Here is a 24090-nt window from a genome sequence, read left to right as displayed (position 1 = left end):
GAGTTCTGTAAATGAGTGAAGCAATCAAAAAGCCTGTAGGTCCTGAAGGCATTATTCAGATGCAGGGCGTCAACAAGTGGTACGGCCAGTTCCACGTGCTCAAAGACATCAACCTCAACGTCAAACAAGGCGAGCGTATCGTCCTGTGCGGGCCGTCGGGTTCCGGTAAGTCGACGACGATTCGTTGCCTCAATCGTCTGGAAGAACACCAGCAGGGCCGCATCGTCGTCGACGGCGTGGAACTGACCAACGACCTCAAGCAGATCGAAGCGATACGCCGTGAAGTCGGCATGGTGTTCCAGCACTTCAACCTGTTCCCGCACCTGACCATTTTGCAGAACTGCACCCTGGCGCCGATGTGGGTACGCAAGATGCCCAAGCGCAAGGCTGAGGAAATCGCCATGCATTACCTGGAGCGCGTACGCATTCCGGAGCAGGCGCACAAGTTTCCGGGGCAGCTGTCCGGTGGTCAGCAACAGCGTGTGGCGATTGCTCGCGCGCTGTGCATGAAACCGAAAATCATGCTGTTCGACGAACCGACTTCAGCGCTCGATCCGGAGATGGTGAAAGAGGTGCTCGACACCATGATCGGCCTGGCTGAAGACGGCATGACCATGCTCTGCGTGACTCACGAAATGGGCTTTGCCCGCACCGTGGCCAACCGTGTGATCTTCATGGATAAAGGTGAAATCGTTGAGCAAGCGGCGCCGAATGACTTCTTCGATAATCCGCAGAATGAGCGGACTAAGTTGTTCTTGAGTCAGATTTTGCATTGATGGTTTGTGAGTAAAACAAACCCGGCCTTGTGCCGGGTTTGTTTTTTTGTGGGTCAGGAAACGGTCAGGGTTTCGTGTTCCTTGTGCACTGTGTGCGTGAAACCTCGCAGGTCTGCGCCTTCAGCCAAGGTCTGGATATCGACGAGCATGTAGGGATGACGATCCAATAAGCGCATCAGCAGCACCAATGCTTTTGGGGGAAGTAACTCGCCCCGTTCGTAGCGAGAGAATGCGTTATGCCCGCCACCAGAGAGCAGTTGCACTGTCTCTTTCTGCGTCAGGTGCAATTTGCGTCGAATTCGTTTCATCTCGGCGCCGATCATTTGTCTGCCAGCGAGAACCAACTCATCACCGGCATCACAATAACGCTCAGCACTATCGGTGTCGAAATCCCATTCCACTTCACCGCACTTCTGGCACTCCCAACCAGATAGATCGTCTACACGGCGCTCCATGCCTTTGACACTCAGGGTTTCTCCGCGACCCTGGAAATGCCTCATTCCCTCACGTGCACCGCAGCTGACACATTGCTGGGTTTTCATGGGTTTTTCTCCTTGAAGGAGATTACCGGTGGGCTGCCGCCGGGGCGATAGGTCACCTTGATGTAAATCTCCTGATCTCGTGAATTGATGTGATACACGTCTTGCCAGATTCGATGATCGTCATAAGTCGTCATCGATTTGTACAACATCCTGGTTTGTAGCTCGAAAACGATCTCTAGCATTTCGCTGAGGTTGAAGCCGAGTTTCTCAGCTGATTTAACCGAAGCTTTGGTGAAAGCTTTTCGACCTAACCGCCTCACCTCAGCCTTGATCACCGCCAGCTCATAATGGGGTGTGTTCTTTTCCATAAGAAACCAAAACCCTGTCCCTGAAATTACCCTTAAAGGGTAATTTTGACCAATCGAAAATCCCGCTCCATGTGTCTCCGATTGACCCTAGGTGGTTGCCGTCCTACACGGGTCTGACTAACATGTCAGAAAATTCATCCTATGATTGGATGAAAGGGAAAATCCTATGTCAGACATTTCTCCACTCGTTAAGCGATCCCTAGTCGATCAGGCTCTGGATCAGCTTCGTCAGCGCATCAACAGCGGTGCCTGGCAGGTTGGCGAGCGTTTGCCGACCGAACCCGAGCTGTGCGTCGAGTTGGGTATCAGCCGCAACACCGTGCGCGAAGCCATGCGCGTGCTGGCGTTTTCCGGACTGATCGAGATTCGCCAGGGCGATGGCAGTTACCTGCGCGCCGTGGTCGATCCGCTCGACACGCTCAAGGCCTTGTCGCGCTGCTCACTCGATCAGGCGCGGGAAACCCGGCACATCCTCGAAGTCGAGGCCATCGGCCTGGCAGCGTTGCGCCGTACCGACGAGGACCTCGTCGCCTTGCGTGAAGCGCTCGGCACTAGCGGCAGCCACTACCACGGCGATCTCGACACCTATATCGCCTGCGATCTGGTGTTCCACCGTCGTCTGGTCGATGCCGCGCACAACCCGACCCTCAGCGAGCTTTATCGCTATTTCTCCAGCATCGTCGGCGCGCAATTGCGCCAGACCCTGAATATCGTCCCGCGCCGTCAGGAAGTGTTCGACTTGCATATCGAGTTACTCGATGCGGTCGAGCAACGCGACCCGGAACGAGCCAAAGCTTTGTCGAGGCAGTTGATCAATGAACCTTGAAACCGAGAAATCCATGTCCCGCAGTGAGCTATCCACAACCCCAAAGCGCACGGCAGAGCTTGAAGAGCTGCTGATCGACGCTGAGGCCGACGACGAGCAAGTGCAACAAAGCCATCCGCTGGTGCGCCGGCCGTGGTTGTTGCTGCTCGGCTTGATTCTGGTCGCGCTGAATTTGCGTCCGGCGCTGTCGAGCATGGCGCCGCTGCTCAGTGATGTGTCGAAAAGCCTCGGTTTGTCGGCGGCTCAGGCCGGTTTGCTGACCACACTGCCAGTGCTGTGCCTGGGATTGTTCGCCCCACTGGCACCGATTCTGGCGCGGCGTTTTGGCGCTGAACGGGTGGTGTTGGGAATTCTACTGACACTGGCCGGCGGGATTATCTTGCGCAGCAACTTCGGCGAGATCGGCCTGTTCGCTGGCAGCGTATTGGGCGGCGCGAGTATCGGCATCATCGGAGTTTTGCTGCCGGGCATCGTCAAGCGCGACTTCGCCAAACATGCGGGCACCATGACCGGCGTGTACACCATGGCGCTGTGTCTGGGCGCGGCGATGGCGGCGGGTTCCAGCGTGCCGCTGAGTGAACATTTCGGTCACAGTTGGGCGATGGGCCTGGGTTTCTGGGTGATTCCGGCGCTGGTTGCAGCGGTGTTCTGGCTGCCGCAAGTCGGGCAGAAACATGGCGCGCACAATGTCGCTTATCGTGTGCGCGGGCTGCTGCGTGATCCGCTGGCCTGGCAGGTGACTTTGTACATGGGCCTGCAATCGTCGCTGGCCTACATCGTGTTCGGCTGGTTGCCGTCGATCCTGATTGGTCGCGGCTTGACGCCGACCCAGGCCGGTCTGGTGTTGTCCGGTTCGGTGATCATCCAGCTCGCCAGTTCGTTGGCTGCGCCGTGGCTGGCGACGCGCGGCAAGGATCAGCGTCTGGCGATCGTCGTGGTCATGGCGCTGACTCTTGGCGGGCTGTTCGGTTGCCTGTACGCGCCGATTGAAGGCCTGTGGGGCTGGGCGATTCTGTTGGGGCTGGGGCAGGGCGGTACGTTCAGTCTCGCGTTGACGTTGATCGTACTGCGCTCGCGTGATTCGCATGTTGCGGCGAATCTGTCGAGCATGTCGCAGGGCTTCGGCTACACGTTGGCGTCGATGGGGCCGTTTGCGGTCGGCGTGGTGCATGACTGGACCGGCGGCTGGAATGCCGTGGGCTGGATCTTCGGCATCATTGGCACCGGTGCGATCATCGCCGGCCTCGGCGCCGGGCGTGCGCTGTACGTGCAAGTGCAAAGCGAAAAAATCTGACGCATAACCCTTTTTTGGGGCCAGTGATATCCAATGTGGGAGCGAGCTTGCTCGCGAAGACGGTGGTTCAGGCAAAGATCATGTTGAATGTGCCGGCCTCTTCGCGAGCAAGCTCGCTCCCACAGTTTTTGGGGCACCTTGAAGATCTTGCGTGGTATTCGGTTTACGAATGCCGATAGTGTTTCTGCGCATTGCAGATTATGGTGCTGGCACTCTGTACCTATTTTGGAGTTTGCCCATGAGCGAAGCCCACGCCGCGTTGATCACCCGCTTCTACCAGGCCTTCCAGCGCCTCGATGCCGAAGCCATGGCCGCCTGCTACACCGACGACGTCGTGTTCAGTGATCCGGCCTTCGGCGAACTGCGCGGGCGCGATGCCGGCGACATGTGGCGCATGCTCACCACCCGCGCCAAAGACTTCTCGCTGACCTTCGACAACGTCCGCGCCGATGAGCGCAGCGGTGGCGCACATTGGGTCGCGACCTACCTGTTCAGCCAGACCGGCAACATCGTCATCAACGATATCCAGGCCCGCTTCGTCTTCCGTGACGGCAAGATCTGCGAACACCACGACCACTTCGATCTGTGGCGCTGGTCGCGTCAGGCCCTCGGTTTCAAAGGCCTGCTGCTGGGCTGGACACCGCTGGTGCGCAACGCCGTGCGCGCCCAGGCATTGAAGGGACTGAAGGCATTTCAGGCCGGTCGCTGATAAGATCGCGGCCTGTTTCCTACACGTCTTGATCCCGAAGTGACCAGCCTTAGCGAAAAATCTGTCGACGTCGCCGAACCCGTGAGCAAGTCCTGGTTCGTCTACCTCGTTCGCGCCGCCAATGGCTCGTTGTACTGCGGGATCAGCGACGATCCGGTGCGTCGTTTCGCCAAGCATCAAAGTGGCAAAGGCGCACGGTTCTTCCTCTCCAGCCCGGCGATGGCGCTGGTTTATACCGAACTGTGCCGCGACAAGAGCGATGCACTGCGCCAGGAACGCTTGATCAAAAAACTCAGAAAGAGCGCGAAGGAGTGTCTGGTCGCGTCTTATCAATCTGACTGATTGGTTCCCATCAGGCAGATCTGTAGGCTGCTAAGCAAATGCACGCTAAGCTGCGGGCTCACTATCTGAGCGGCGGAGCCGAGCATGTCCGAGTTGATTCTGCATCATTACCCGACCTCCCCATTTGCCGAGAAGGCCCGCCTGCTGCTGGGCTTCAAAGGCTTGTCGTGGCGCTCGGTGCATATTTCGCCAGTGATGCCGAAACCGGATCTGACCGCCCTGACCGGTGGCTATCGCAAGACCCCGGTGTTGCAGATTGGCGCTGATATCTACTGCGACACGTCGTTGATCGCTCGTCGTCTCGAGCAAGAGAAGGCTTTGCCAGCGTTCTTCCCCGAAGGTCAGGAGTTCACCACCGCCAGTTTCGCCACTTGGGCTGACTCGGTAGTGTTCCAGCATGCGGTGAGTCTGGTGTTTCAGCCGGAATCGGTCGCCGTGCGCTTCGCCAAGTTACCGCCGGAAGCGATCAAAGCTTTTATCGCCGACCGCGCCGGTTTGTTCTCGGGTGGCAGTGCCACACGTCTGTCCGCCGAACAAGCCAAGCATCAGTGGCCGACGATCATGGCGCGTCTGGAGCAGCAGTTACAGCGCGAGCAAGGCGACTTCCTGTTTGGCGAGCCGTCGATTGCTGACTTCGCATTGGCGCATCCGCTGTGGTTCCTCAAGGCGACGCATGTGACGGCGCCGCTGGTGGATGAGTATCCGGCGGTTTCGGCTTGGTTGGGCCGGGTGCTGGGCTTTGGTCATGGCGCGGCGAGTGCGATGACGTCGGAAGAGGCGCTTGAGGTTGCACGCAATGCGACGCCGGCGGCATTGCCGGATGAGCTGTTTGTTGATCCGAATGGTTTCAAGGCTGGGCAGCAGGTGGCGATCTCTGCGACGGATTACGGGGTTGATCCGGTGGTGGGTGAGTTGCTGTTTGCCGGCAGTGAAGAGCTGATCATTCGTCGCGAAGACGAGCGTGGCGGCGTGGTGCATGTGCACTTCCCGCGATTCGGCTTCCGCATCGAAGCCCGCTGATCTCTCAAGTCTGATGCAAAACTTTGTAGGAGTGAGCCTGCTCGCGATAGCGGTGTGTCAATGGCGGATTTATCGACTGACACACCGCTATCGCGAGCAGGCTCACTCCTACAGGTTATTTCAGGGCGGCGAGGATTTCGTCCGGGTCAAAACCGCGAATCAACGTGCCATTCACGTCGATCAACGGAATCCCGCGTCCACCCAATGCCTCATACGCCTTGCGCGCCTCGGCATCCTTCTCGATATCGAACTCCTTGAACGCAATCCCTTTGCTGTCGAGAAAGCGTTTGGTCTGCTTGCAGTAGCCGCACCAGTCGGTGGCGTAGAGCACGACATTGGCCTGCGCCCGCGTCTGCTCCGAGACCATTTGTGACGGGTTGAATACCCGCTCGATCTTGCCCCAGTTCTGATAGACCACCACGACAAGCAGTACCAGCAGAACCTTCTTCAGCACATTGCCGAGCATCAGTTGCGGCGCTTCAGCTGATCAGTGAGCGAGGTTGGCAGGCCTTTGATCACCAGGGTGCCAGCCTCTTCGTCATACTCGATCTTCGAACCCAGCAGGTGCGCTTCAAAGCTGATCGACAGGCCTTCGGCGCGGCCGGTAAAGCGGCGGAATTGATTCAGGGTGCGTTTGTCCGCCGGGATCTCCGGCGACAAGCCGTAATCCTTGTTGCGGATGTGATCGTAAAAGGCTTTCGGACGCTCTTCGTCGATCAGCTCCGAGAGCTCTTCCAGACCCATCGGTTCGCCGAGTTTGGCCTGGCTGCTGGCGTAATCGACCAGGGTCTTGGTCTTCTCGCGGGCGGAGTCTTCCGGCAGGTCTTCGCTCTCGACGAAGTCGCTGAAGGCCTTGAGCAGCGTGCGTGTCTCGCCCGGGCCGTCGACACCTTCCTGGCAACCGATGAAGTCGCGGAAGTACTCGGAGACCTTTTTGCCGTTCTTGCCTTTGATGAACGAGATGTATTGCTTGGACTGCTTGTTGTTCTGCCACTCGGAAACGTTGATCCGCGCCGCCAGGTGTAATTGGCCGAGGTCGAGGTGACGCGAAGGGGTCACGTCCAGCTCATCGGTCACTGCCACGCCTTCGCTGTGGTGCAGCAGGGCGATGGCCAGGTAATCGGTCATGCCTTGCTGATAGTGGGCGAACAACACGTGACCGCCGACCGACAGGTTCGACTCTTCCATCAGCTTCTGCAGGTGCTCGACCGCGACTTTGCTGAACGCGGTGAAGTCCTTGCTACCTTCCATGTATTCCTTCAGCCAGCCGCTGAACGGGAACGCGCCGGACTCCGGATGGAACAGGCCCCAGGCTTTGCCCTGTTTGGCGTTATAGCTCTCGTTGAGGTCGGCGAGCATGTTCTCGATGGCTGCAGACTCGGCCAGTTCCGTGTCACGGGCGTGCAGAACTGCGGGCGTGCCGTCGGGTTTTTTGTCGATCAGGTGGACGATGCAATGACGGATCGGCATGGGCTTCTCGGCTGTAGGAAGGGAGGAGGGCAGGCTCCCCCGAAAAAGCGCTAAGTGTACCGCAACCACTGGTTTTGGCGCGGGTTGTAGGGCAAAACCGGGGCGCGCACTGACGCATATGCAGTTTTTTACCGATTTAGCGCAATAAAGCTGACCAAATGGGTAGCTAGAGGCGGATATTTCCCCGTCTCTGTGCTAGTTTTGCCCGGTCTTACGCGAAGTCACTGCGTTAAGCGTGCAATCAGCATTTGTCAGGTCGAACCAAACCCTGATTTCGGTATCTATAACCCGACTCGTCGTGGTTATCGCCGAGGGTGCCAGATCCAGAAGATCGGGCTCGATGGCTGACACTGCACTCTGCAATCCATATGAATTTGATAGGGAAGGAACACTACATGGCTCTTACTAAAGACCAACTGATCGCCGACATCGCTGAAGCTATCGACGCGCCGAAAACCACCGCGCGTAACGCTCTGGACCAACTGGGCCAAATCGTTGCCGATCAGCTGGAAAACGGCGGCGAAATCACCTTGCCAGGTATCGGCAAGCTGAAAGTGACCGAGCGTCCTGCCCGCACTGGCCGTAACCCTTCGACTGGCGCTGCCATCGAAATCCCTGCTAAGAAAGTGATCAAGCTGGTTGTGGCCAAAGGCCTGACCGACGCTGTGAACAAGTAAGACGCAGCAATAAAAAACCGTGCACCGGAGTGATCCGGGCACGGTTTTTTTGTGCCTGCGATTTGGCAAGCACTTAGATCCCATGTGGGAGCGAGCTTGCTCGCGAAGGCAGTGTGTCAGTCAGAGTTGAATTGACTGATGCTCCCCATTCGCGAGCAAGCTCGCTCCCACAATTGATTTGTGTCCGGCGATGCGGTGTTTAGCGAACCCAGCGCTCGCGGCGCCAGATCTGCTGCTCGGACTTGGTCTGGAAGGTCCAGGCCACAAAGCGGCTCTGCTTCTGGCCCTGAGACATCTCGACGACCTGGCTTTCCAGCACGCCGGCTTTTTTCAGTGCGGTTTCGATGGCCGGCAAGTTCGAAGCTTTCGACACCAGCGTACTGAACCACAGCACCTTATGCTGGAAGTTGGCGCTCTCGGCGATCAGTTGCGTCACGAAACGCGCCTCGCCACCTTCACACCACAACTCCGCCGACTGACCGCCGAAGTTCAGCACCGGCAGTTTGCGTTTCGGGTCAGCCTTGCCCAGTGCGCGCCATTTGCGCTCGCTGCCCTTGGTCGCTTCGTCCATCGAGGCGTGGAACGGCGGGTTGCACATGGTCAGGTCAAAGCGCTCGCCCGGCTCCAGCAGACCGATCAGGATGTGCTTGCGGTTTTCCTGCTGACGCAACTGGATGACTTTGTTCAGGTCGTTGGACTGAACGATGGCTCTGGCGGCCGCCACAGCAGTCGGATCAATCTCCGAGCCGAGGAAGTGCCAGCGGTATTCGCTGTTACCGATCAGCGGATACACGCAGTTGGCGCCCATGCCGATGTCCAGCACGTTGACGATCGCGCCGCGCGGGACCTTGCCGTCGTTCATGCTCGCCAGCAAATCGGCGAGGAAGTGCACGTAATCGGCACGGCCTGGAACTGGCGGGCAGAGGTAGTCTGCCGGGATGTCCCAATGCTGGATGCCATAGAACGACTTGAGCAGCGCCCGGTTGAACACGCGCACCGCATCGGGGCTGGCGAAGTCGATGCTTTCCTTGCCGTACGGGTTGGTGATCACGAACTTCGCCAGTTCCGGCGTGGTTTTGATCAGCGCCGGGAAGTCGTAACGACCCTGATGGCGATTGCGCGGGTGCAGGCTGGCCTTTTCACGCGGCTCGACGGTCTTGGCCGGGGTCGCGGAATCAGGCTTCTTGCGCGCAGGTTTGGGTGTGCGGGGGGCGTTCATGGGCGTGGTCGATTCGGGTATGGCTGAAAGTGGCGGGTATTGTCCCACATCCAGCCGCTGCGAACTCAATATCAGCAACACCACCGATCTCTGTGGGAGCGAGCTTGCTCGCGAAAGCGTCCTCTCAGTCAACATCACTTTCGCCTGACACGGCCTCTTCGCGAGCAAGCTCGCTCCCACAGGGATTGGCATTGGATGAAGGAAAGTAGGCAATAAAAAAGGCGCGTCACCCGATCGGGTGGCGCGCCTTTTTAATGCGATTTACCAGTTACAGACTGGCAATCCGCGCGTGCTGCTCGGCCAGTTTGCCCAAGGCTTGTTCAGCCTCGGCCAGTTTGGCGCGTTCCTTCTCGATGACTTCGGCCGGGGCCTTGTCGACGAAACCGGCGTTGGACAGTTTGCCGCCAACGCGCTGGACTTCGCCCTGCAGACGCAGGATTTCCTTGTCCAGACGCGCCAGTTCAGCGCCCTTGTCGATCAGGCCGGCCATCGGCACCAGCACTTCCATCTCGCCAACCAGCGCGGTGGCGGACAGCGGCGCTTCTTCGCCAGCCGCCAGAACGGTGATCGATTCCAGGCGCGCCAGTTTCTTCAGCAGCGCTTCGTTCTCGGTCAGACGGCGCTGGTCTTCAGCGCTGACGTTCTTCAGGTAGATCGGCAGTGGTTTGCCCGGGCCGATGTTCATTTCGCCACGGATGTTACGCGTGCCGAGCATCAGTTCCTTGAGCCATTCGATGTCGTCTTCGGCAGCCGGATCGATGCGCTCTTCGTTGGCCACTGGCCACGCTTGCAGCATGATCGTTTTGCCCTGAATGCCGGCCAGCGGCGCGATGCGCTGCCAGATTTCTTCAGTGATGAACGGCATGAACGGATGCGCCAAGCGCAGCGCCACTTCCAGCACGCGAACCAGCGTACGACGGGTGCCGCGCTGACGTTCAACCGGTGCGTTCTCGTCCCACAGCACAGGCTTGGACAGCTCCAGGTACCAGTCGCAGTACTGGTTCCAGATGAACTCGTACAGCGCTTGTGCTGCCAGGTCGAAACGGAATTGATCCAGCTGACGGGTCACTTCGGCTTCAGTGCGTTGCAGTTGCGAGATGATCCAGCGATCCGCCAGCGACAGCTCGTAGGCTTCGCCGTTCTGGCCGCAGTCTTCGCCCTTGTCCAGAACATAACGCGCGGCGTTCCAGATCTTGTTGCAGAAGTTGCGATAGCCTTCGACGCGGCCCATGTCGAACTTGATGTCGCGACCGGTCGAGGCCAGCGAGCAGAAGGTGAAGCGCAGGGCGTCGGTGCCGTAGCTGGCGATGCCGTCGGCGAACTCGTCGCGGGTCTGCTTCTCGATCTTCTTCGCCAGTTTCGGCTGCATCAGGCCGGAGGTGCGCTTCTGCACCAGTTCTTCCAGCTCGATACCGTCGATGATGTCCAGCGGATCCAGAACGTTGCCCTTGGACTTGGACATCTTCTGGCCCTGGCCATCGCGCACCAGACCGTGCACGTAAACGGTCTTGAACGGCACCTGCGGTGTGCCGTCCTCGTTCTTGATCAGGTGCATGGTCAGCATGATCATCCGGGCAACCCAGAAGAAAATGATGTCGAAGCCCGTCACCAGCACGTCGGTGGAGTGGAATTTCTTCAGGAATTCGGTCTGCTCAGGCCAGCCCAGGGTGGAGAAGGTCCACAGGCCAGAACTGAACCAGGTGTCGAGTACGTCGTTGTCCTGTTGCAGTGCCACGTCCGGACCGAGGTTGTGCTTGGCACGCACTTCGGCTTCGTCGCGACCAACGTAGACCTTGCCCGACTCGTCGTACCAGGCCGGAATCCGGTGGCCCCACCACAGCTGACGGCTGATGCACCAGTCCTGGATGTCGCGCATCCACGAGAAGTACATGTTTTCGTACTGCTTCGGCACGAACTGGATGCGGCCGTCTTCAACGGCAGCAATCGCAGGCTCGGCCAGCGGTTTGGTCGACACGTACCACTGGTCGGTCAGCCACGGCTCGATGATGGTGCCGGAGCGGTCGCCTTTCGGGACTTTCAGGCCGTGGTCGTTGACGCTGACCAACAGGCCGGCGGCGTCAAATGCCGCAACGATTTGCTTGCGCGCTTCGAAACGCTCAAGACCTGCATATTCAGCCGGAATCTGGCCATCGATGCTGTCGTTCAGCGTGCCATCAAGGTTGAACACCTGCGCTGCCGGCAGCACGTTGGCGTTCTTGTCGAAGATGTTCAGCAGCGGCAGGTTGTGGCGCTTGCCGACTTCGTAGTCGTTGAAATCGTGGGCCGGGGTGATTTTCACGCAGCCGGTGCCGAATTCAGGATCGCAGTAATCGTCGGCGATGATCGGGATGCGGCGGCCAACCAGTGGCAGCTCGACAAACTTGCCGATCAGGGCTTGGTAGCGCTCGTCGTTCGGGTTCACCGCAACGGCGGAGTCGCCGAGCATGGTTTCCGGACGGGTGGTCGCGACGATCAGGAAGTCGTTGCCGTCAGCGGTTTTTGCGCCGTCAGCCAGCGGGTACTTAAGGTTCCACAGGAAACCTTTCTCGTCGTGGTTTTCCACTTCGAGGTCGGAAATCGCCGTGTGCAGTTTGGTGTCCCAGTTGACCAGGCGCTTGCCGCGATAGATCAGGCCGTCTTCGTGCAGGCGTACGAAGGCTTCTTTAACCGCTTCCGAGAGGCCGTCGTCCATGGTGAAGCGCTCGCGGCTCCAGTCAACGGACGAGCCGAGGCGGCGGATCTGACGGCTGATGTTGCCGCCGGACTGATCCTTCCACTCCCAGACTTTCTCGAGGAATTTTTCACGGCCCAGATCATGGCGATTCTGGCCTTGGGCTTCGAGTTGACGCTCCACCAGCATCTGCGTGGCGATACCAGCGTGGTCGGTGCCCGGCTGCCACAGGGTGTTGCGCCCCTGCATGCGACGGAAACGGATCAGGGCGTCCATGATCGCGTTGTTGAAACCGTGCCCCATGTGCAGGCTGCCGGTGACGTTCGGCGGCGGGATCATGATGGTGTAGGAGTCGCCCGCGCCTTGCGGGGCGAAGTAGTTCTCGGACTCCCAGGTGTTGTACCAGGAAGTTTCAATGGCGTGCGGCTGGTAGGTCTTATCCATGCGCGGCGGGACCCTATTGGCATTAATTCAGGAAAAGCCGACGAGTATAGCGGGGCATGGGGCCGAGGGCGAGCGGGGCGGGCCCTGAGGGGATCTAAATGTAGGAGTGAGCCTGCTCGCGATGCAGGCGCTGCGGTTTTTCAGGAAAACCGAGGTGCTGCTATCGCCAGCAGGCTGGCTCCCACAGGGGGGTGGGGGGTTATTCGTATTGGCTGAGCAGCCGTTCCATGCGTGCATCGAGCCGGCGTTTGATTTCGGTTTCGATGTGCGGTGCGAAGTCATCGATCACGTCTTGCATGATCAATTGCGCGGCGGCGCGCAGTTCGCTGTCCAGGTGGAGCAGGGCGTCCGGGCCTTTATTCGCGGGGGGCGCAGGTTGCGCGGCCGGCGCCGGAGTTGGAGCGGGTTGCGGTTCGACTGCGACTGCGGCCGGTTCGGCGCCGACAGAGTCAAATAACATCGGAATCTGTTCCTGTTCGCCATCGTCGACCGTGTCGGTCAGCAGCGGTGGTTGCAGGTTGTCATCGCCGAGCAACTGGCGGATCGATTCAAGATCATCCAGCAGGTGTGCGGACTTTTGTTGCGGTTTCGGAGTGTCCATTGGAATGCTCAGAGTCGCTGTAAACGGTGGTCTTGCAGAGGATAGCCCTGTTCGCGGTAGAAACGGAAACTCTCCCGCGCGGCCGCCCGAATTGTCGGATCTTCCACCACCACTTCCGCCACACGGGCGAATTTGCTGGCGAAGGCCGGGACTTTCAGGTCGAGGTTGACCAGCAAATCCTGGTGCTGACCGCAGTCATCACCCAATCCCAACACAATCAAACCGTCCGGTTCGCTGTCAGCCGGGCCATGCGGCACGAACGTTTCGCCCTTGAATGCCCACAAGCGCGCATCGAGATCGTCGCGCTGAGCGGCATCGCTGCAATGCAGGTAGATGCGATGGCCCATGCGCCAGGCTTTCTCGGTGAGCTTGCAGGCAAAGTCCAGGCGCGCCGAAGGGTCAGCGCTGGGCAGGATATAGAAGTCGACTTTGGTCATTGCGGTTCCAGAGCAGCAAGCGGCGTCACCGGAAAGTGACGCCGCTTGTCAGCGGGTTCAGGCTTTGGCGCGATCCAGCAGGTACTGGGTCAACAGAGGCACCGGACGACCGGTTGCGCCTTTGTCCTTGCCGCCGCTGGTCCATGCGGTGCCGGCGATGTCCAGGTGCGCCCAGTTGAGGTTCTTGGTGAAACGCGACAGGAAGCACGCAGCAGTAATGGTGCCGGCTTTCGGCCCGCCAATGTTGGCGATGTCGGCGAACGGGCTGTCCAGTTGCTCCTGGTATTCGTCGAACAGCGGCAATTGCCAGGCGCGGTCGTCGGCCGTCTGGCCAGCGCTCAACAGTTGGCCGATCAGTTCGTCGTTGTTGCCCAGCAGGCCCGAGGTGTGCGCGCCCAGCGCCACGACGCAAGCGCCGGTCAGGGTGGCGATGTCGATCACCGCTTGCGGCTTGAAACGCTCGGAGTAGGTCAGCGCATCGCATAGCACCAGACGGCCTTCGGCGTCGGTGTTGAGGATTTCCACGGTCTGGCCGCTCATGGTGGTGACGATGTCGCCCGGACGCGAGGCATTGCCGCTCGGCATGTTTTCCGCGCAAGCGAGGATGCACACCAGGTTGATTGGCAGTTTCAGCTCAAGCACGGCGCGCAGGGTACCGAACACGGAGGCTGCGCCGCCCATGTCGTACTTCATTTCGTCCATGCCGGCACCCGGTTTCAGGCTGATGCCGCCGGTGTCGAAGGTGATGCCTTTACCAACCAGTGCGTACGGCTTCTCGGATTTCTTGCCGCCGTTGTATTGCATGACGATCAGGCGCGGCGGCTGGGCGCTGCCCTGGCCGACGGCGTAGAACGAGCCCATGCCCAGGGATTTGATCTTCTTCTCGTCGAGGACTTCGACTTTCAGATCCTTGAACTCTTTGCCGAGGTTCTTCGCTTGTTCACCAAGGAAGGTCGGGTGGCAGATGTTCGGCGGCAGGTTGCCCAGATCGCGGGTGAAGGCCATGCCGTTGGCGATCGCGGTAGCGTGATTCACCGCGCGCTGCACTTCGGCCTGAGCAGCCTTGATGGTCAGCAGGGTGATTTTCTTCAGGGCGCGCGGTTCGGCTTTCTGGCTCTTGAACTGGTCGAAGGTGTATTCGCCATCCACCAGGGTTTCTGCCAACAGACGGGTTTTGCCGTAGCTGTCGCGGTTTTTGACAATGATTTCATCCAGTGCCAACACGGCGTCGCTGCCGCCCAGACCTTTCAGGGTGTTGAGGATGCCGGCAACGATTTTACGGAATGGACGGTCGCCCAGTTCCTCATCCTTGCCCACGCCGACCAGCAACACGCGCTCGGCTTTCAGGTTCGGCAGGCTGTGCAGCAGCAGGCTTTGACCGACTTTACCAGCCAGATCGCCACGCTTGAGGACGGCGCTGATCGCGCCACCGCTCAGTTCGTCGACCTGTTTGGCGGCGACACCGAGCTTGCGGCCTTCGCCGACGGCAACCACCAGGGTGGCGGTTTTCAACGTTTCTGGGCTAACGCTTTTTACAACCAGTTCCATGTCCGGATCCCTGAATGAATGGTCAACACGCAGGCGTTCGACGGTGTCCGCAATCGCCTGCTTATAGAGAGAAGAGGCGCAGGCCAAAGCCTGCGACAAGGGCCGCAGTTTGAACCCCGCTCCCCGCGCCTGACAACCCTAGGGGGCGTTCTCAATTAGTTTTCACACCGCGTTGTCACCTTAAAGCCAGCCAGACAAGGCGCAGGCCGCTGGGAATGGTTGTTCCCTTTCCAAGGCCTGCAACGCAGACTGGCCGGCTTTAAGGCACAACCCGAAGGGCCGGGCCTGCTGTTGTGCAGGGCTGCGTTGCTCGAAGCTTATTTGGAATGACCAAACCACGCTTCTCGCGCCTTGCCCAGCACAACAGCAGACCCGGCGCGGTGTGAAAACTAATTGAGAAAGCCCCCTAGGTTGTACGATCTGCAAAGGATTACAGACATGGATGAGTGTGCGCAGTGACAGGCGCCCTCAATCACAGGATAATGCCGCATCTTTTTTCGACGGCTCTGCGTTGCGGGCCGGTCGATGTGTTTGCTTGTTTGGCCGCCTTAGCCTGACAACCCTGGAGTGTCTGGTTTGATCGTCTTCCGTTATCTGTCCCGCGAAGTCCTGTTGACCCTCAGCGCCGTGAGTGCCGTGCTGCTGGTCATCATCATGAGCGGTCGTTTCATCAAATACCTCGCTCAGGCCGCTGCCGGCCAGCTCGATCCGGGCTCGCTGTTCCTGATCATGGGCTTTCGTCTGCCGGGGTTCCTGCAACTGATTCTGCCGCTGGGCCTGTTCCTCGGGATCCTGCTGGCGTACGGTCGTCTGTACCTGGAAAGCGAGATGACGGTGCTTTCGGCCACCGGCATGAGCCAGCAGAAGCTGTTTCGCATGACCCTGTTCCCGGCGACGCTGGTGGCACTGGTGGTGGCATGGCTGAGCCTGGGCCTGGCCCCGCAAGGCGCCAATCAATTCCAGTTGCTGCTGAACAAGCAAGACGCCCTGACCGAATTCGACACCCTCGAGCCGGGTCGCTTTCAGGCCCTGCGTGATGGCACTCGGGTCACCTATACCGAGACCTTGAGCGACGATCGCGTCAATCTGGGCAGCGTATTCATTTCGCAAAAGAACCTCGGTGCCGATCAAAAGGATCGCGGGATTTCCGTGCTGGTGGCCGAAAGCGGTCGCCAGGAAGTGCGTCCCGACGGCAACCGCTACCTGATCCTCGATAACGGCTACCGCTACGACGGCAGCCCGGGCCAGGCCGATTACCGCGCCATTCACTACGAAACCTACGGTGTACTGCTGCCCAAGCCGGACGTCAGCGAAGAAGTCACCGATCGCGACGCCATGCCGACCTCGTCTCTGCTGGGCAGCGATGACATCCGCTCCAAAACCGAACTGCAATGGCGTTTGTCCCTGCCGCTGCTGGTGTTTATCGTGACCCTGATGGCGGTGCCGCTGTCGCGAGTCAATCCGCGCCAAGGGCGTTTCCTCAAGCTGCTGCCGGCGATTCTTCTTTATATGGCTTACCTGACCATTCTGATTGCCGCCCGCGGCGCCCTTGAAAAAGGCAAGATCCCGCCAGCCCTGGGCCTGTGGTGGGTGCATGCGATCTTCCTGTTCATCGGTCTCGGTTTGCTCTATTGGGAGCCGCTGCGTCTGAAGATGGCCAGCCGTCGCGCTGCAGCGCTGGAGGTGGCCCGTGGTTAAACTCGACCGTTACATCGGCAGCAGCGTGTTCATGGCGATCATCGCCGTGCTGGCAATCATTCTCGGTCTGGCGACCTTGTTTGCCTTCATCGATGAGATGGGCGACGTCAGCGACACCTACACCCTCGTCGATGTCCTCAGCTTCGTATTGCTGACCGCGCCACGCCGTCTCTACGAAATGCTGCCAATGGCCGCACTGATCGGCTGCCTGATCGGCCTCGGCAGTCTGGCCAGCAGCAGTGAGCTGACCGTCATGCGCGCCGCTGGCGTGTCCATCGGCCGGATCGTCTGGGCTGTAATGAAACCAATGCTGGTGCTGATGCTGGCCGGCGTACTGATCGGCGAGTACGTTGCTCCTGCGACCGAAAGCATGGCCCAGGCCAATCGCTCGCTGGCGCAAGGCAGCGGCGACGCGCAAAGCGCCAAGCACGGTATGTGGCACCGTCAGGGTGAAGAGTTCATCCACATCAACGCCGTGCAACCCAACGGCCTGCTGTATGGCGTGACCCGTTATCACTTCGACAAAGAGCGTCACCTGCTGAGTTCGAGTTTCGCCAAGAAAGCCGAGTTCGATGGCAATCACTGGCAGCTCAGCGATGTGGCGACCACCTTGTTCCATGAGCGCAGCACAGAAGTGGTGAACGCTCCGACCGAGCGTTGGGACGTGTCCCTCAGCCCGCAATTGCTGAGCACCGTAGTCATGGCTCCGGAATCGCTGTCGATCAGTGGTTTGTGGGGCTACATCCACTATCTGTCCGAGCAGGGCCTGAGCAACGGCCGCTACTGGCTGGCATTTTGGGTCAAGGTGTTACAGCCGCTGGTGACCGCTGCATTGGTGCTGATGGCGATCTCCTTCATCTTCGGCCCGCTGCGCTCGGTGACCCTTGGCCAGCGCGTGTTCACCGGTGTGCTGGTGGGCTTCACTTTCCGTATCGTCCAGGATTTGCTTGGCCCCTCCAGCCTGGTGTTCGGTTTCTCGCCGCTGTTCGCGGTGCTGGTACCGGCCGGGGTCTGTGCGCTGGCGGGTGTCTGGCTGCTGCGAAGAGCCGGTTGATGACAGGCTATTGACCTGTGTTTTAAACCTCGAAAACGCCTCGGTCGACAGATCGGGGCGTTTTTGCATGCAATCCGGGTGACAGGCGAACGTGACGCTTGCGCCGTGTATCAGGTACAATTCCCGGCTATTTTTCGGCGGGCTATGCCTGCAGCCTTTTTGAGTGTTGATCCGTGAGTGATTTGAGTCATATCCGCAATTTCTCCATCATCGCCCACATTGACCATGGCAAGTCGACGCTGGCCGATCGCTTCATCCAGATGTGCGGCGGCCTGGCCGAGCGTGAAATGGAAGCCCAGGTGCTGGACTCCATGGACCTGGAACGTGAACGCGGGATCACCATCAAGGCCCACAGCGTCACCCTTTATTACACCGCCAAAGACGGCATCAAGTACCAGTTGAACTTCATCGACACCCCGGGCCACGTCGACTTCACCTACGAAGTCAGCCGTTCCCTGGCTGCGTGTGAGGGTGCCTTGCTGGTGGTCGATGCCGGTCAGGGCGTTGAAGCTCAGTCCGTAGCCAACTGCTACACCGCGATCGAGCAGGGCCTTGAGGTCATGCCGGTGCTGAACAAGATCGACCTGCCGCAGGCTGATCCTGATCGCGTAAAAGACGAAATCGAGAAAATCATCGGCATTGATGCCACCGACGCCGTGACCTGCAGCGCCAAGACCGGTCTGGGTGTGGACGAAGTACTCGAGCGCCTGGTGCATACCATTCCTGCGCCGACCGGCAACATTGAAGATCCGCTGCAAGCGTTGATCATCGACTCGTGGTTCGACAACTACCTGGGCGTTGTTTCCCTGGTACGTGTACGTCATGGCCGCGTGAAGAAGGGTGACAAGATCCTCGTCAAGTCCACCGGCAAGATCCATCTGGTCGACAGCGTGGGCGTGTTCAACCCGAAACACACCGCCACCACTGATTTGAAAGCCGGCGAAGTGGGCTTCATCATCGCCAGCATCAAGGACATTCACGGTGCACCGGTCGGTGACACCCTGACCCTGGCCTCGACCCCGGACGTTGAAGTGCTGCCCGGCTTCAAACGCATCCAGCCACAGGTTTACGCCGGTCTGTTCCCGGTCAGTTCCGACGACTTCGAGGACTTCCGCGAAGCGCTGCAGAAGCTGACCCTCAACGACTCGTCGTTGCAGTACACCCCGGAAAGCTCCGACGCACTGGGCTTCGGCTTCCGTTGCGGCTTCCTTGGCATGTTGCACATGGAAATCATCCAGGAGCGCCTCGAGCGCGAGTACGACCTGGACCTGATCACCACTGCGCCAACGGTAATTTTCGAGCTGGTGCTGAAAACCGGTGAAACGATTTACGTCGACAACCCATCCAAGCTACCGGATGTGTCGTCGATCGAAGACATGCGCGAGCCGATCGTGCGGGCCAACATTCTGGTGCCGCAGGAACACTTGGGCAACGTCATCACCCTGTGCATCGAGAAGCGTGGCGTTCAAGTCGACATGCTGTTCCTCGGCAATCAGGTGCAGGTCACCTACGACCTGCCGATGAACGAAGTGGTCCTGGACTTCTTCGACCGTCTCAAATCCACCAGCCGCGGCTATGCTTCGCTGGATTACCATTTCGATCGTTACCAATCGGCTAATCTGGTGAAACTGGACGTGCTGATCAACGGCGACAAGGTCGATGCCCTGGCGTTGATCGTGCACCGTGACAACTCGCACTACAAAGGTCGCCAGTTGACCGAGAAGATGAAAGAACTGATTCCTCGTCAGATGTTCGACGTAGCCATTCAGGCCGCCATTGGTGGTCAGATCGTTGCCCGGACAACCGTCAAGGCGCTCAGAAAGAACGTATTGGCCAAATGCTACGGCGGTGACGTCAGCCGTAAGAAGAAACTGCTCGAGAAGCAAAAGGCCGGTAAGAAACGCATGAAGCAGGTCGGCAACGTGGAAATTCCACAAGAAGCCTTCCTCGCAGTGCTCAGGTTGGATAGTTAGGTCCTATGTCACTAAATTTCCCGCTGTTGCTGGTCATCGCCGTGTTCGTCTGCGGCCTGTTGGCGTTGCTTGATCTGTTGATCCTGGCGCCGCGTCGGCGTGCTGCCATTGCCTCCTATCAAGGCAGTGTCAGCCAGCCTGATGTAGTGGTCGTTGAAAAACTGAACAAAGAGCCGCTGCTGGTCGAATACGGCAAGTCGTTTTTTCCGGTGTTGTTCATCGTGCTGGTGCTGCGCTCGTTCCTCGTGGAACCGTTTCAGATCCCTTCGGGCTCGATGAAACCCACCCTGGATGTCGGCGACTTCATTCTGGTGAACAAGTTTTCTTACGGGATCCGTCTGCCGGTGATCGACAAGAAAATCATCGAAGTGGGTGATCCGCAGCGCGGTGACGTGATGGTGTTCCGCTATCCAAGTGATCCGAGCGTCAATTACATCAAGCGTGTAGTCGGCCTGCCGGGCGATACGGTGCGTTACACCGCCGACAAGCGTCTGTTCATCAATGGCGAGTCGGTGGCCGAACAGTTGGTCGGCCCGGAGCCGGGCATGCTCGGCAGCGCCGAGTTCTACAAAGAAAAGCTCGGCGCTGCCGAACACCTGATCCGCAAGGAAATGAGCCGTTACCGCGCCACGCCGGACCATACCTGGACCGTGCCGGCCGGGCACTACTTCATGATGGGCGACAACCGCGACAACTCGAACGACAGTCGCTACTGGGATGATCCGAACATTCCCAAGGATCTGCTGGGCATGGTTCCAGACCAGAATATCGTCGGCAAGGCCTTCGCGGTCTGGATGAGCTGGCCGGAATCAAAACTCAGTCACCTGCCGAATTTTTCGCGGGTTGGCCTGATCAAGTAATTACACACGGCGCTGTTGACCACAGCGCCGAATGCATTTCTGGAGCCGGCACAATCGGCTTCGCAATCGCCAGGATTTAATTTTTGAACACAGCGTTAATTGTCCCAGGCCTGCGCCGCATCCCGGCGATGGCAGTGGAATTCAGCCACGAACTCAGCGTGGGTAAACCGTGAGCGTTTCTCTAAGCCGTCTCGAGCGCCAGCTCGGTTACACCTTCAAGGATCAGGAGCTGATGCTGCTGGCCCTGACGCACCGAAGTTTTGCCGGGCGCAACAACGAGCGCCTGGAATTCCTCGGCGATGCCATCCTCAATTTTGTCGCCGGCGAGGCACTGTTCGATCGCTTCCCGCTGGCCCGCGAAGGCCAGTTGTCGCGTTTGCGCGCACGCCTGGTAAAAGGTGAGACGCTGGCCGTACTGGCTCGCGGTTTCGATCTTGGCGATTACCTGCGACTGGGTTCCGGTGAGTTGAAAAGCGGCGGTTTCCGTCGCGAATCGATTCTGGCCGATGCCCTCGAAGCCTTGATCGGCGCGATCTACCTTGACGCCGGCATGGACATGGCGCGCGAGCGCGTGCTGGCCTGGCTGGCCGGCGAGTTCGAAGGCCTGACGCTGGTCGATACCAACAAGGATCCGAAGACCCGCCTGCAGGAACACCTGCAATCGCGCGGTTGTGAACTGCCACGCTACGAAGTGGTGGATATCCAGGGCGAGCCGCACTGCCGAACCTTCTTCGTCGAGTGCGAAGTTGTCTTACTGAATGAAAAAAGCCGAGGTCAGGGTGTAAGCCGTCGTATTGCCGAACAGGTAGCGGCCGCCGCAGCACTGATTGCCCTGGGCGTGGAGAATGGCAATGACTGATACAAACGCAACTCGCTGTGGCTATGTTGCCATCGTCGGCCGTCCCAACGTCGGTAAGTCGACGCTGCTGAACCACATCCTTGGCCAGAAGCTCGCGATCACCTCGCGCAAGCCTCAGACCACTCGCCACAACATGCTCGGGATCAAAACCGAAGGTGACGTGCAGGCGATCTACGTCGATACCCCTGGTATGCACAAGGGTGGCGAAAAGGCCCTGAACCGTTACATGAACAAAACCGCTTCGGCAGCGTTGAAAGACGTCGACGTGGTGATCTTCGTCGTTGACCGCACCAAGTGGACCGACGAAGACCAGATGGTCCTGGAGCGCGTGCAGTACGTTACCGGCCCATTGATCGTTGCGCTGAACAAGACCGACCGCATCGAAGACAAAGCCGAGCTGATGCCGCACCTGAGCTGGTTGCAGGAGCAGTTGCCGAACGCGCAGATCATCCCGATCTCCGCGCAGCACGGGCACAACCTCGACGCGCTGGAAAAGGTTATCGCTGATCATCTGCCGGAGAACGATCACTTCTTCCCGGAAGACCAGATCACCGACCGCAGCAGCCGGTTCCTTGCCGCCGAACTGGTACGCGAGAAAATCATGCGCCAGATGGGCGCTGAGCTGCCGTACCAGATCACCGTCGAAATCGAAGAGTTCAAGCAGCAGGGCAAGACCCTGCACATTCATGCTTTGATCCTCGTTGAGCGCGACGGCCAGAAGAAGATCATCATTGGCGACAAGGGCGAGCGTATCAAACGCATCGGCACCGAAGCGCGCAAGGACATGGAGCTGCTGTTCGACTCCAAGATCATGCTCAACCTGTGGGTCAAGGTGAAGGGCGGCTGGTCCGATGACGAGCGTGCGCTGCGTTCGCTGGGTTACGGCGACCTGTAAGTACACGGTTGTCGCAACACCGAAAAAACCTGTGGGAGCGAGCTTGCTCGCGAAGGCGTAGTGCCAGACGACATATTTGTTGACTGACACCCTGCATTCGCGAGCAAGCTCGCTCCCACATTGGTTTTGGGGTGAATAAAAAACCGCGTTTTTATCAATGAGAGCTCCATGTCGCAAAACCCGCCTCCCGCCCAACCCGCCTACGTCCTGCATTCTCGCGCCTACCGCGAAACCAGTGCGTTGGTGGACTTCCTCACGCCGCAAGGTCGGCTGCGGGCGGTGTTGCGCAGTGCGCGGGGCAAGGCCGGGACATTGGCGCGGCCGTTCGTGGCGCTGGAAGTCGAGTTTCGTGGCAAGGGCGAGCTGAAGAACGTCGGGCGCATGGAGAGCTCTGGCACCTCGGCGTGGCTCAACGGTGAAGCGCTGTTCAGCGGTCTCTATCTCAATGAATTGCTGATTCGCCTGCTGCCTGCCGAAGACCCGCACCCGGGCGTCTTCGATCACTACGCCGCGACCTTGCTGGCATTGGCCGAAGGTCGTCCGCTGGAGCCGTTGCTGCGCTCCTTCGAATGGCGGCTGCTGGACGATCTCGGTTACGGCTTTTCGTTGAATACCGATGTCAATGGCGAACCTGTTGCGCCGGATGGTCTTTATCGTCTGCAAGTGGATGCCGGTCTTGAGCGGGTCTTCCTGCTACAACCCGGCCTGTTCAACGGCGTCGAATTACTGGCCATGGCCGAAGCCGACTGGACCGCCCCCGGCGCGCTCTCCGCCGCCAAGCGCTTGATGCGTCAGGCACTGGCTGTTCACCTGGGCGGTCGTCCTCTCGTCAGTCGCGAGCTGTTTCGCAAGCCCTAAGGGTCTGTTTACGTCTGGACGCGGCGCAACGGGCGCTGGCTGCGCGCAGGGCCGCGTTGCTCGGAACTCATTTGGCGCAACCAAACTTCGTTCCTCGCGCCTTGCCCTGCACTCAGCCAGCATCCCGTTGCCGCCGCGCCCAGACGTAAACAGACCCTTCACCGTGTATGCTGTGCGCCGAATCTTTTTCTTCAGGAGCGCGCATCCGTGACCACCAGCAATCGCATTCTTCTTGGCGTGAACATCGACCACGTCGCCACCCTGCGTCAGGCTCGTGGCACGCGCTACCCGGATCCGGTCAAGGCGGCGCTGGACGCGGAAGAGGCGGGGGCCGATGGCATCACCGTGCACCTGCGTGAAGACCGTCGGCATATCCAGGAGCGCGATGTCTTGCTGCTCAAGGATGTGCTGCAAACCCGCATGAACTTCGAAATGGGCGTCACCGAAGAAATGATGGCGTTTGCCGAACGCATTCGTCCGGCGCACATTTGCCTGGTGCCGGAAACCCGTCAGGAGCTGACCACTGAAGGTGGCCTGGATGTGGCGGGGCAGGAAGAGCGCATCAAGGCAGCGGTTGAGCGCCTGTCGAAGATCGGCAGCGAAGTGTCGCTGTTCATCGATGCCGACGAGCGCCAGATCGCAGCGTCGAAGCGTGTCGGTGCGCCGGCCATCGAACTGCACACCGGCCGTTACGCCGATGCCGAAACCCCGACCGAAGTGGCAGAAGAGCTCAAGCGTGTCGCCGATGGCGTGGCGTTTGGTCTGGCCCAAGGCCTGATCGTTAACGCGGGTCACGGCTTGCACTACCACAACGTTGAAGCCGTAGCGGCGATCAAAGGCATCAACGAACTGAACATCGGCCATGCGCTGGTGGCGCATGCGTTGTTCGTCGGGTTCAAGTCTGCTGTGTCTGAAATGAAAGCGCTGATTCTGGCCGCTGCCAAGCACTAAGATCACCGCGTAACAACTGTGGGAGCGAGCCTGCTCGCGAAAGCGGTGTATCAGTCAA

At 59.3% G+C, this 24090-nt stretch carries 24 protein-coding genes; 15 read left to right on the top strand and 9 right to left on the bottom strand.

What is annotated here, in order from left to right:
* Positions 1 to 11 precede the first annotated feature (11 nt).
* Positions 12 to 776 carry an amino acid ABC transporter ATP-binding protein gene (locus AC0ZWN_RS13935; protein WP_008080191.1) on the top strand — a complete coding sequence of 255 codons (765 nt, stop codon included), beginning with the start codon at positions 12 to 14 and terminating at the stop codon, positions 774 to 776.
* 53 nt (positions 777 to 829) lie between these two features.
* On the opposite strand, the gene AC0ZWN_RS13930 is transcribed toward AC0ZWN_RS13935, so the two are convergent.
* Positions 830 to 1318, bottom strand: coding sequence for a type II toxin-antitoxin system MqsA family antitoxin (locus AC0ZWN_RS13930; RefSeq protein ID WP_034154577.1), 489 nt, complete (start codon positions 1316 to 1318; stop codon positions 830 to 832).
* Complete coding sequence (locus AC0ZWN_RS13925) at positions 1315 to 1626, bottom strand: type II toxin-antitoxin system MqsR family toxin (protein ID WP_186625368.1); 312 nt, start codon at positions 1624 to 1626, stop codon at positions 1315 to 1317. The genes AC0ZWN_RS13930 and AC0ZWN_RS13925 overlap by 4 nt, the downstream gene beginning before the upstream one ends.
* 166 nt (positions 1627 to 1792) lie before the next feature.
* Between AC0ZWN_RS13925 and AC0ZWN_RS13920 the strand changes: the two genes are divergently transcribed.
* The 5 genes from AC0ZWN_RS13920 to AC0ZWN_RS13900 all read left to right on the top strand — a co-directional run bounded on the left by AC0ZWN_RS13920 (position 1793) and on the right by AC0ZWN_RS13900 (position 5817).
* Entirely contained in the window at positions 1793 to 2452 is a 660-nt protein-coding gene (locus tag AC0ZWN_RS13920) for a FadR/GntR family transcriptional regulator (protein WP_476335445.1), read from the top strand.
* Positions 2442 to 3746, top strand: a complete 1305-nt coding sequence (locus AC0ZWN_RS13915; protein WP_093436962.1) for a CynX/NimT family MFS transporter — start codon at positions 2442 to 2444, stop codon at positions 3744 to 3746. Before AC0ZWN_RS13920 ends, AC0ZWN_RS13915 begins: the two co-directional genes overlap by 11 nt.
* Positions 3747 to 3984: 238 nt before the next feature.
* Positions 3985 to 4455, top strand: coding sequence for a nuclear transport factor 2 family protein (locus AC0ZWN_RS13910; RefSeq protein ID WP_077571232.1), 471 nt, complete (start codon positions 3985 to 3987; stop codon positions 4453 to 4455).
* A 39-nt stretch (positions 4456 to 4494) separates the two neighbouring features.
* Complete coding sequence (locus AC0ZWN_RS13905; protein WP_008083651.1) at positions 4495 to 4797, top strand: GIY-YIG nuclease family protein; 303 nt, start codon at positions 4495 to 4497, stop codon at positions 4795 to 4797.
* A gap of 84 nt (positions 4798 to 4881) precedes the next feature.
* Positions 4882 to 5817 carry a glutathione S-transferase family protein gene (locus tag AC0ZWN_RS13900; RefSeq protein WP_257357052.1) on the top strand — a complete coding sequence of 312 codons (936 nt, stop codon included), beginning with the start codon at positions 4882 to 4884 and terminating at the stop codon, positions 5815 to 5817.
* Positions 5818 to 5932: 115 nt separating this feature from the next.
* Here AC0ZWN_RS13900 and AC0ZWN_RS13895 read toward each other — a convergent pair whose 3' ends face one another.
* Together AC0ZWN_RS13895 and yejK are read right to left on the bottom strand one after the other, a co-directional pair.
* The gene (locus tag AC0ZWN_RS13895) at positions 5933 to 6283 is read right to left on the bottom strand and encodes a glutaredoxin family protein (protein ID WP_099758069.1); all 351 of its coding nucleotides are present in this window, start codon (positions 6281 to 6283) and stop codon (positions 5933 to 5935) included.
* Entirely contained in the window at positions 6283 to 7287 is a 1005-nt protein-coding gene (yejK, locus tag AC0ZWN_RS13890) for a nucleoid-associated protein YejK (protein WP_095050956.1), read from the bottom strand. The genes AC0ZWN_RS13895 and yejK overlap by 1 nt, the downstream gene beginning before the upstream one ends.
* Positions 7288 to 7682: 395 nt before the next feature.
* Between yejK and AC0ZWN_RS13885 the strand changes: the two genes are divergently transcribed.
* Positions 7683 to 7964 carry an HU family DNA-binding protein gene (locus tag AC0ZWN_RS13885; protein ID WP_003221909.1) on the top strand — a complete coding sequence of 94 codons (282 nt, stop codon included), beginning with the start codon at positions 7683 to 7685 and terminating at the stop codon, positions 7962 to 7964.
* Between the two features lie 199 nt (positions 7965 to 8163).
* Here AC0ZWN_RS13885 and rlmF read toward each other — a convergent pair whose 3' ends face one another.
* The 5 genes from rlmF to AC0ZWN_RS13860 form a co-directional block, all read right to left on the bottom strand.
* Complete coding sequence (rlmF, locus tag AC0ZWN_RS13880; protein ID WP_095119373.1) at positions 8164 to 9183, bottom strand: 23S rRNA (adenine(1618)-N(6))-methyltransferase RlmF; 1020 nt, start codon at positions 9181 to 9183, stop codon at positions 8164 to 8166.
* A gap of 268 nt (positions 9184 to 9451) precedes the next feature.
* The gene (locus tag AC0ZWN_RS13875) at positions 9452 to 12298 is read right to left on the bottom strand and encodes a valine--tRNA ligase (protein ID WP_476335443.1); all 2847 of its coding nucleotides are present in this window, start codon (positions 12296 to 12298) and stop codon (positions 9452 to 9454) included.
* Positions 12299 to 12497: 199 nt separating this feature from the next.
* Positions 12498 to 12899 carry a DNA polymerase III subunit chi gene (locus AC0ZWN_RS13870; RefSeq protein WP_476335442.1) on the bottom strand — a complete coding sequence of 134 codons (402 nt, stop codon included), beginning with the start codon at positions 12897 to 12899 and terminating at the stop codon, positions 12498 to 12500.
* An 8-nt stretch (positions 12900 to 12907) separates the two neighbouring features.
* Positions 12908 to 13336, bottom strand: coding sequence for a DNA polymerase III subunit chi (locus AC0ZWN_RS13865; RefSeq protein WP_007909049.1), 429 nt, complete (start codon positions 13334 to 13336; stop codon positions 12908 to 12910).
* A gap of 57 nt (positions 13337 to 13393) precedes the next feature.
* Positions 13394 to 14884 carry a leucyl aminopeptidase gene (locus tag AC0ZWN_RS13860; RefSeq protein ID WP_095050953.1) on the bottom strand — a complete coding sequence of 497 codons (1491 nt, stop codon included), beginning with the start codon at positions 14882 to 14884 and terminating at the stop codon, positions 13394 to 13396.
* Positions 14885 to 15460: 576 nt separating this feature from the next.
* On the opposite strand from AC0ZWN_RS13860, the gene lptF reads away from it, so the two are divergent.
* The 8 genes from lptF to pdxJ all read left to right on the top strand — a co-directional run bounded on the left by lptF (position 15461) and on the right by pdxJ (position 24032).
* Positions 15461 to 16582: an LPS export ABC transporter permease LptF gene (gene lptF / locus AC0ZWN_RS13855; protein WP_095050952.1), complete on the top strand. Its 1122-nt coding sequence runs from the start codon at positions 15461 to 15463 to the stop codon at positions 16580 to 16582.
* Positions 16575 to 17636 (top strand): LPS export ABC transporter permease LptG, encoded by a 1062-nt coding sequence (lptG, locus tag AC0ZWN_RS13850; RefSeq protein ID WP_476335441.1) that lies wholly within the window; start codon positions 16575 to 16577, stop codon positions 17634 to 17636. Before lptF ends, lptG begins: the two co-directional genes overlap by 8 nt.
* A gap of 173 nt (positions 17637 to 17809) precedes the next feature.
* A complete protein-coding gene (lepA, locus tag AC0ZWN_RS13845; RefSeq protein WP_008083639.1) occupies positions 17810 to 19609 on the top strand; it encodes a translation elongation factor 4 in 1800 nt (599 codons plus the stop codon).
* Between the two features lie 5 nt (positions 19610 to 19614).
* Positions 19615 to 20469 carry a signal peptidase I gene (gene lepB, locus AC0ZWN_RS13840; protein WP_095050950.1) on the top strand — a complete coding sequence of 285 codons (855 nt, stop codon included), beginning with the start codon at positions 19615 to 19617 and terminating at the stop codon, positions 20467 to 20469.
* A gap of 169 nt (positions 20470 to 20638) precedes the next feature.
* Positions 20639 to 21328, top strand: coding sequence for a ribonuclease III (gene rnc, locus AC0ZWN_RS13835; RefSeq protein ID WP_093436904.1), 690 nt, complete (start codon positions 20639 to 20641; stop codon positions 21326 to 21328).
* Positions 21321 to 22223 carry a GTPase Era gene (gene era, locus AC0ZWN_RS13830; RefSeq protein ID WP_007909024.1) on the top strand — a complete coding sequence of 301 codons (903 nt, stop codon included), beginning with the start codon at positions 21321 to 21323 and terminating at the stop codon, positions 22221 to 22223. The genes rnc and era overlap by 8 nt, the downstream gene beginning before the upstream one ends.
* Positions 22224 to 22391: 168 nt before the next feature.
* On the top strand, positions 22392 to 23081 hold the full coding sequence (gene recO, locus AC0ZWN_RS13825) for a DNA repair protein RecO (protein WP_476335440.1): 690 nt from the start codon (positions 22392 to 22394) through the stop codon (positions 23079 to 23081).
* Between the two features lie 207 nt (positions 23082 to 23288).
* On the top strand, positions 23289 to 24032 hold the full coding sequence (gene pdxJ, locus AC0ZWN_RS13820; RefSeq protein WP_038357694.1) for a pyridoxine 5'-phosphate synthase: 744 nt from the start codon (positions 23289 to 23291) through the stop codon (positions 24030 to 24032).
* Positions 24033 to 24090: the final 58 nt, after the last annotated feature.

The organism is Pseudomonas sp. 3B-A001-10F, assembly GCF_056313565.1.
The sequence above is the reverse complement of the archived record's forward strand: the minus strand, read 5'-3'. Positions and strand labels throughout refer to the sequence as shown.

Bases quoted from the DNA above. Each gene is read 5' to 3' on its own strand.
- era (WP_007909024.1), top strand. From the start codon at position 21,321: ATGACTGATACAAACGCAACTCGCTGTGGCTATGTTGCCATCGTCGGC.
- AC0ZWN_RS13915 (WP_093436962.1), top strand. From the start codon at position 2,442: ATGAACCTTGAAACCGAGAAATCCATGTCCCGCAGTGAGCTATCCACA.
- AC0ZWN_RS13900 (WP_257357052.1), top strand. From the start codon at position 4,882: ATGTCCGAGTTGATTCTGCATCATTACCCGACCTCCCCATTTGCCGAG.
- AC0ZWN_RS13920 (WP_476335445.1), top strand. From the start codon at position 1,793: ATGTCAGACATTTCTCCACTCGTTAAGCGATCCCTAGTCGATCAGGCT.
- AC0ZWN_RS13930 (WP_034154577.1), bottom strand. From the start codon at position 1,318: ATGAAAACCCAGCAATGTGTCAGCTGCGGTGCACGTGAGGGAATGAGG.
- yejK (WP_095050956.1), bottom strand. From the start codon at position 7,287: ATGCCGATCCGTCATTGCATCGTCCACCTGATCGACAAAAAACCCGAC.
- lepB (WP_095050950.1), top strand. From the start codon at position 19,615: ATGTCACTAAATTTCCCGCTGTTGCTGGTCATCGCCGTGTTCGTCTGC.
- AC0ZWN_RS13885 (WP_003221909.1), top strand. From the start codon at position 7,683: ATGGCTCTTACTAAAGACCAACTGATCGCCGACATCGCTGAAGCTATC.
- AC0ZWN_RS13865 (WP_007909049.1), bottom strand. From the start codon at position 13,336: ATGACCAAAGTCGACTTCTATATCCTGCCCAGCGCTGACCCTTCGGCG.
- recO (WP_476335440.1), top strand. From the start codon at position 22,392: ATGTCGCAAAACCCGCCTCCCGCCCAACCCGCCTACGTCCTGCATTCT.
- rlmF (WP_095119373.1), bottom strand. From the start codon at position 9,183: ATGAACGCCCCCCGCACACCCAAACCTGCGCGCAAGAAGCCTGATTCC.
- AC0ZWN_RS13925 (WP_186625368.1), bottom strand. From the start codon at position 1,626: ATGGAAAAGAACACACCCCATTATGAGCTGGCGGTGATCAAGGCTGAG.
- AC0ZWN_RS13910 (WP_077571232.1), top strand. From the start codon at position 3,985: ATGAGCGAAGCCCACGCCGCGTTGATCACCCGCTTCTACCAGGCCTTC.
- AC0ZWN_RS13860 (WP_095050953.1), bottom strand. From the start codon at position 14,884: ATGGAACTGGTTGTAAAAAGCGTTAGCCCAGAAACGTTGAAAACCGCC.
- AC0ZWN_RS13875 (WP_476335443.1), bottom strand. From the start codon at position 12,298: ATGGATAAGACCTACCAGCCGCACGCCATTGAAACTTCCTGGTACAAC.
- AC0ZWN_RS13935 (WP_008080191.1), top strand. From the start codon at position 12: ATGAGTGAAGCAATCAAAAAGCCTGTAGGTCCTGAAGGCATTATTCAG.
- AC0ZWN_RS13870 (WP_476335442.1), bottom strand. From the start codon at position 12,899: ATGGACACTCCGAAACCGCAACAAAAGTCCGCACACCTGCTGGATGAT.
- AC0ZWN_RS13895 (WP_099758069.1), bottom strand. From the start codon at position 6,283: ATGCTCGGCAATGTGCTGAAGAAGGTTCTGCTGGTACTGCTTGTCGTG.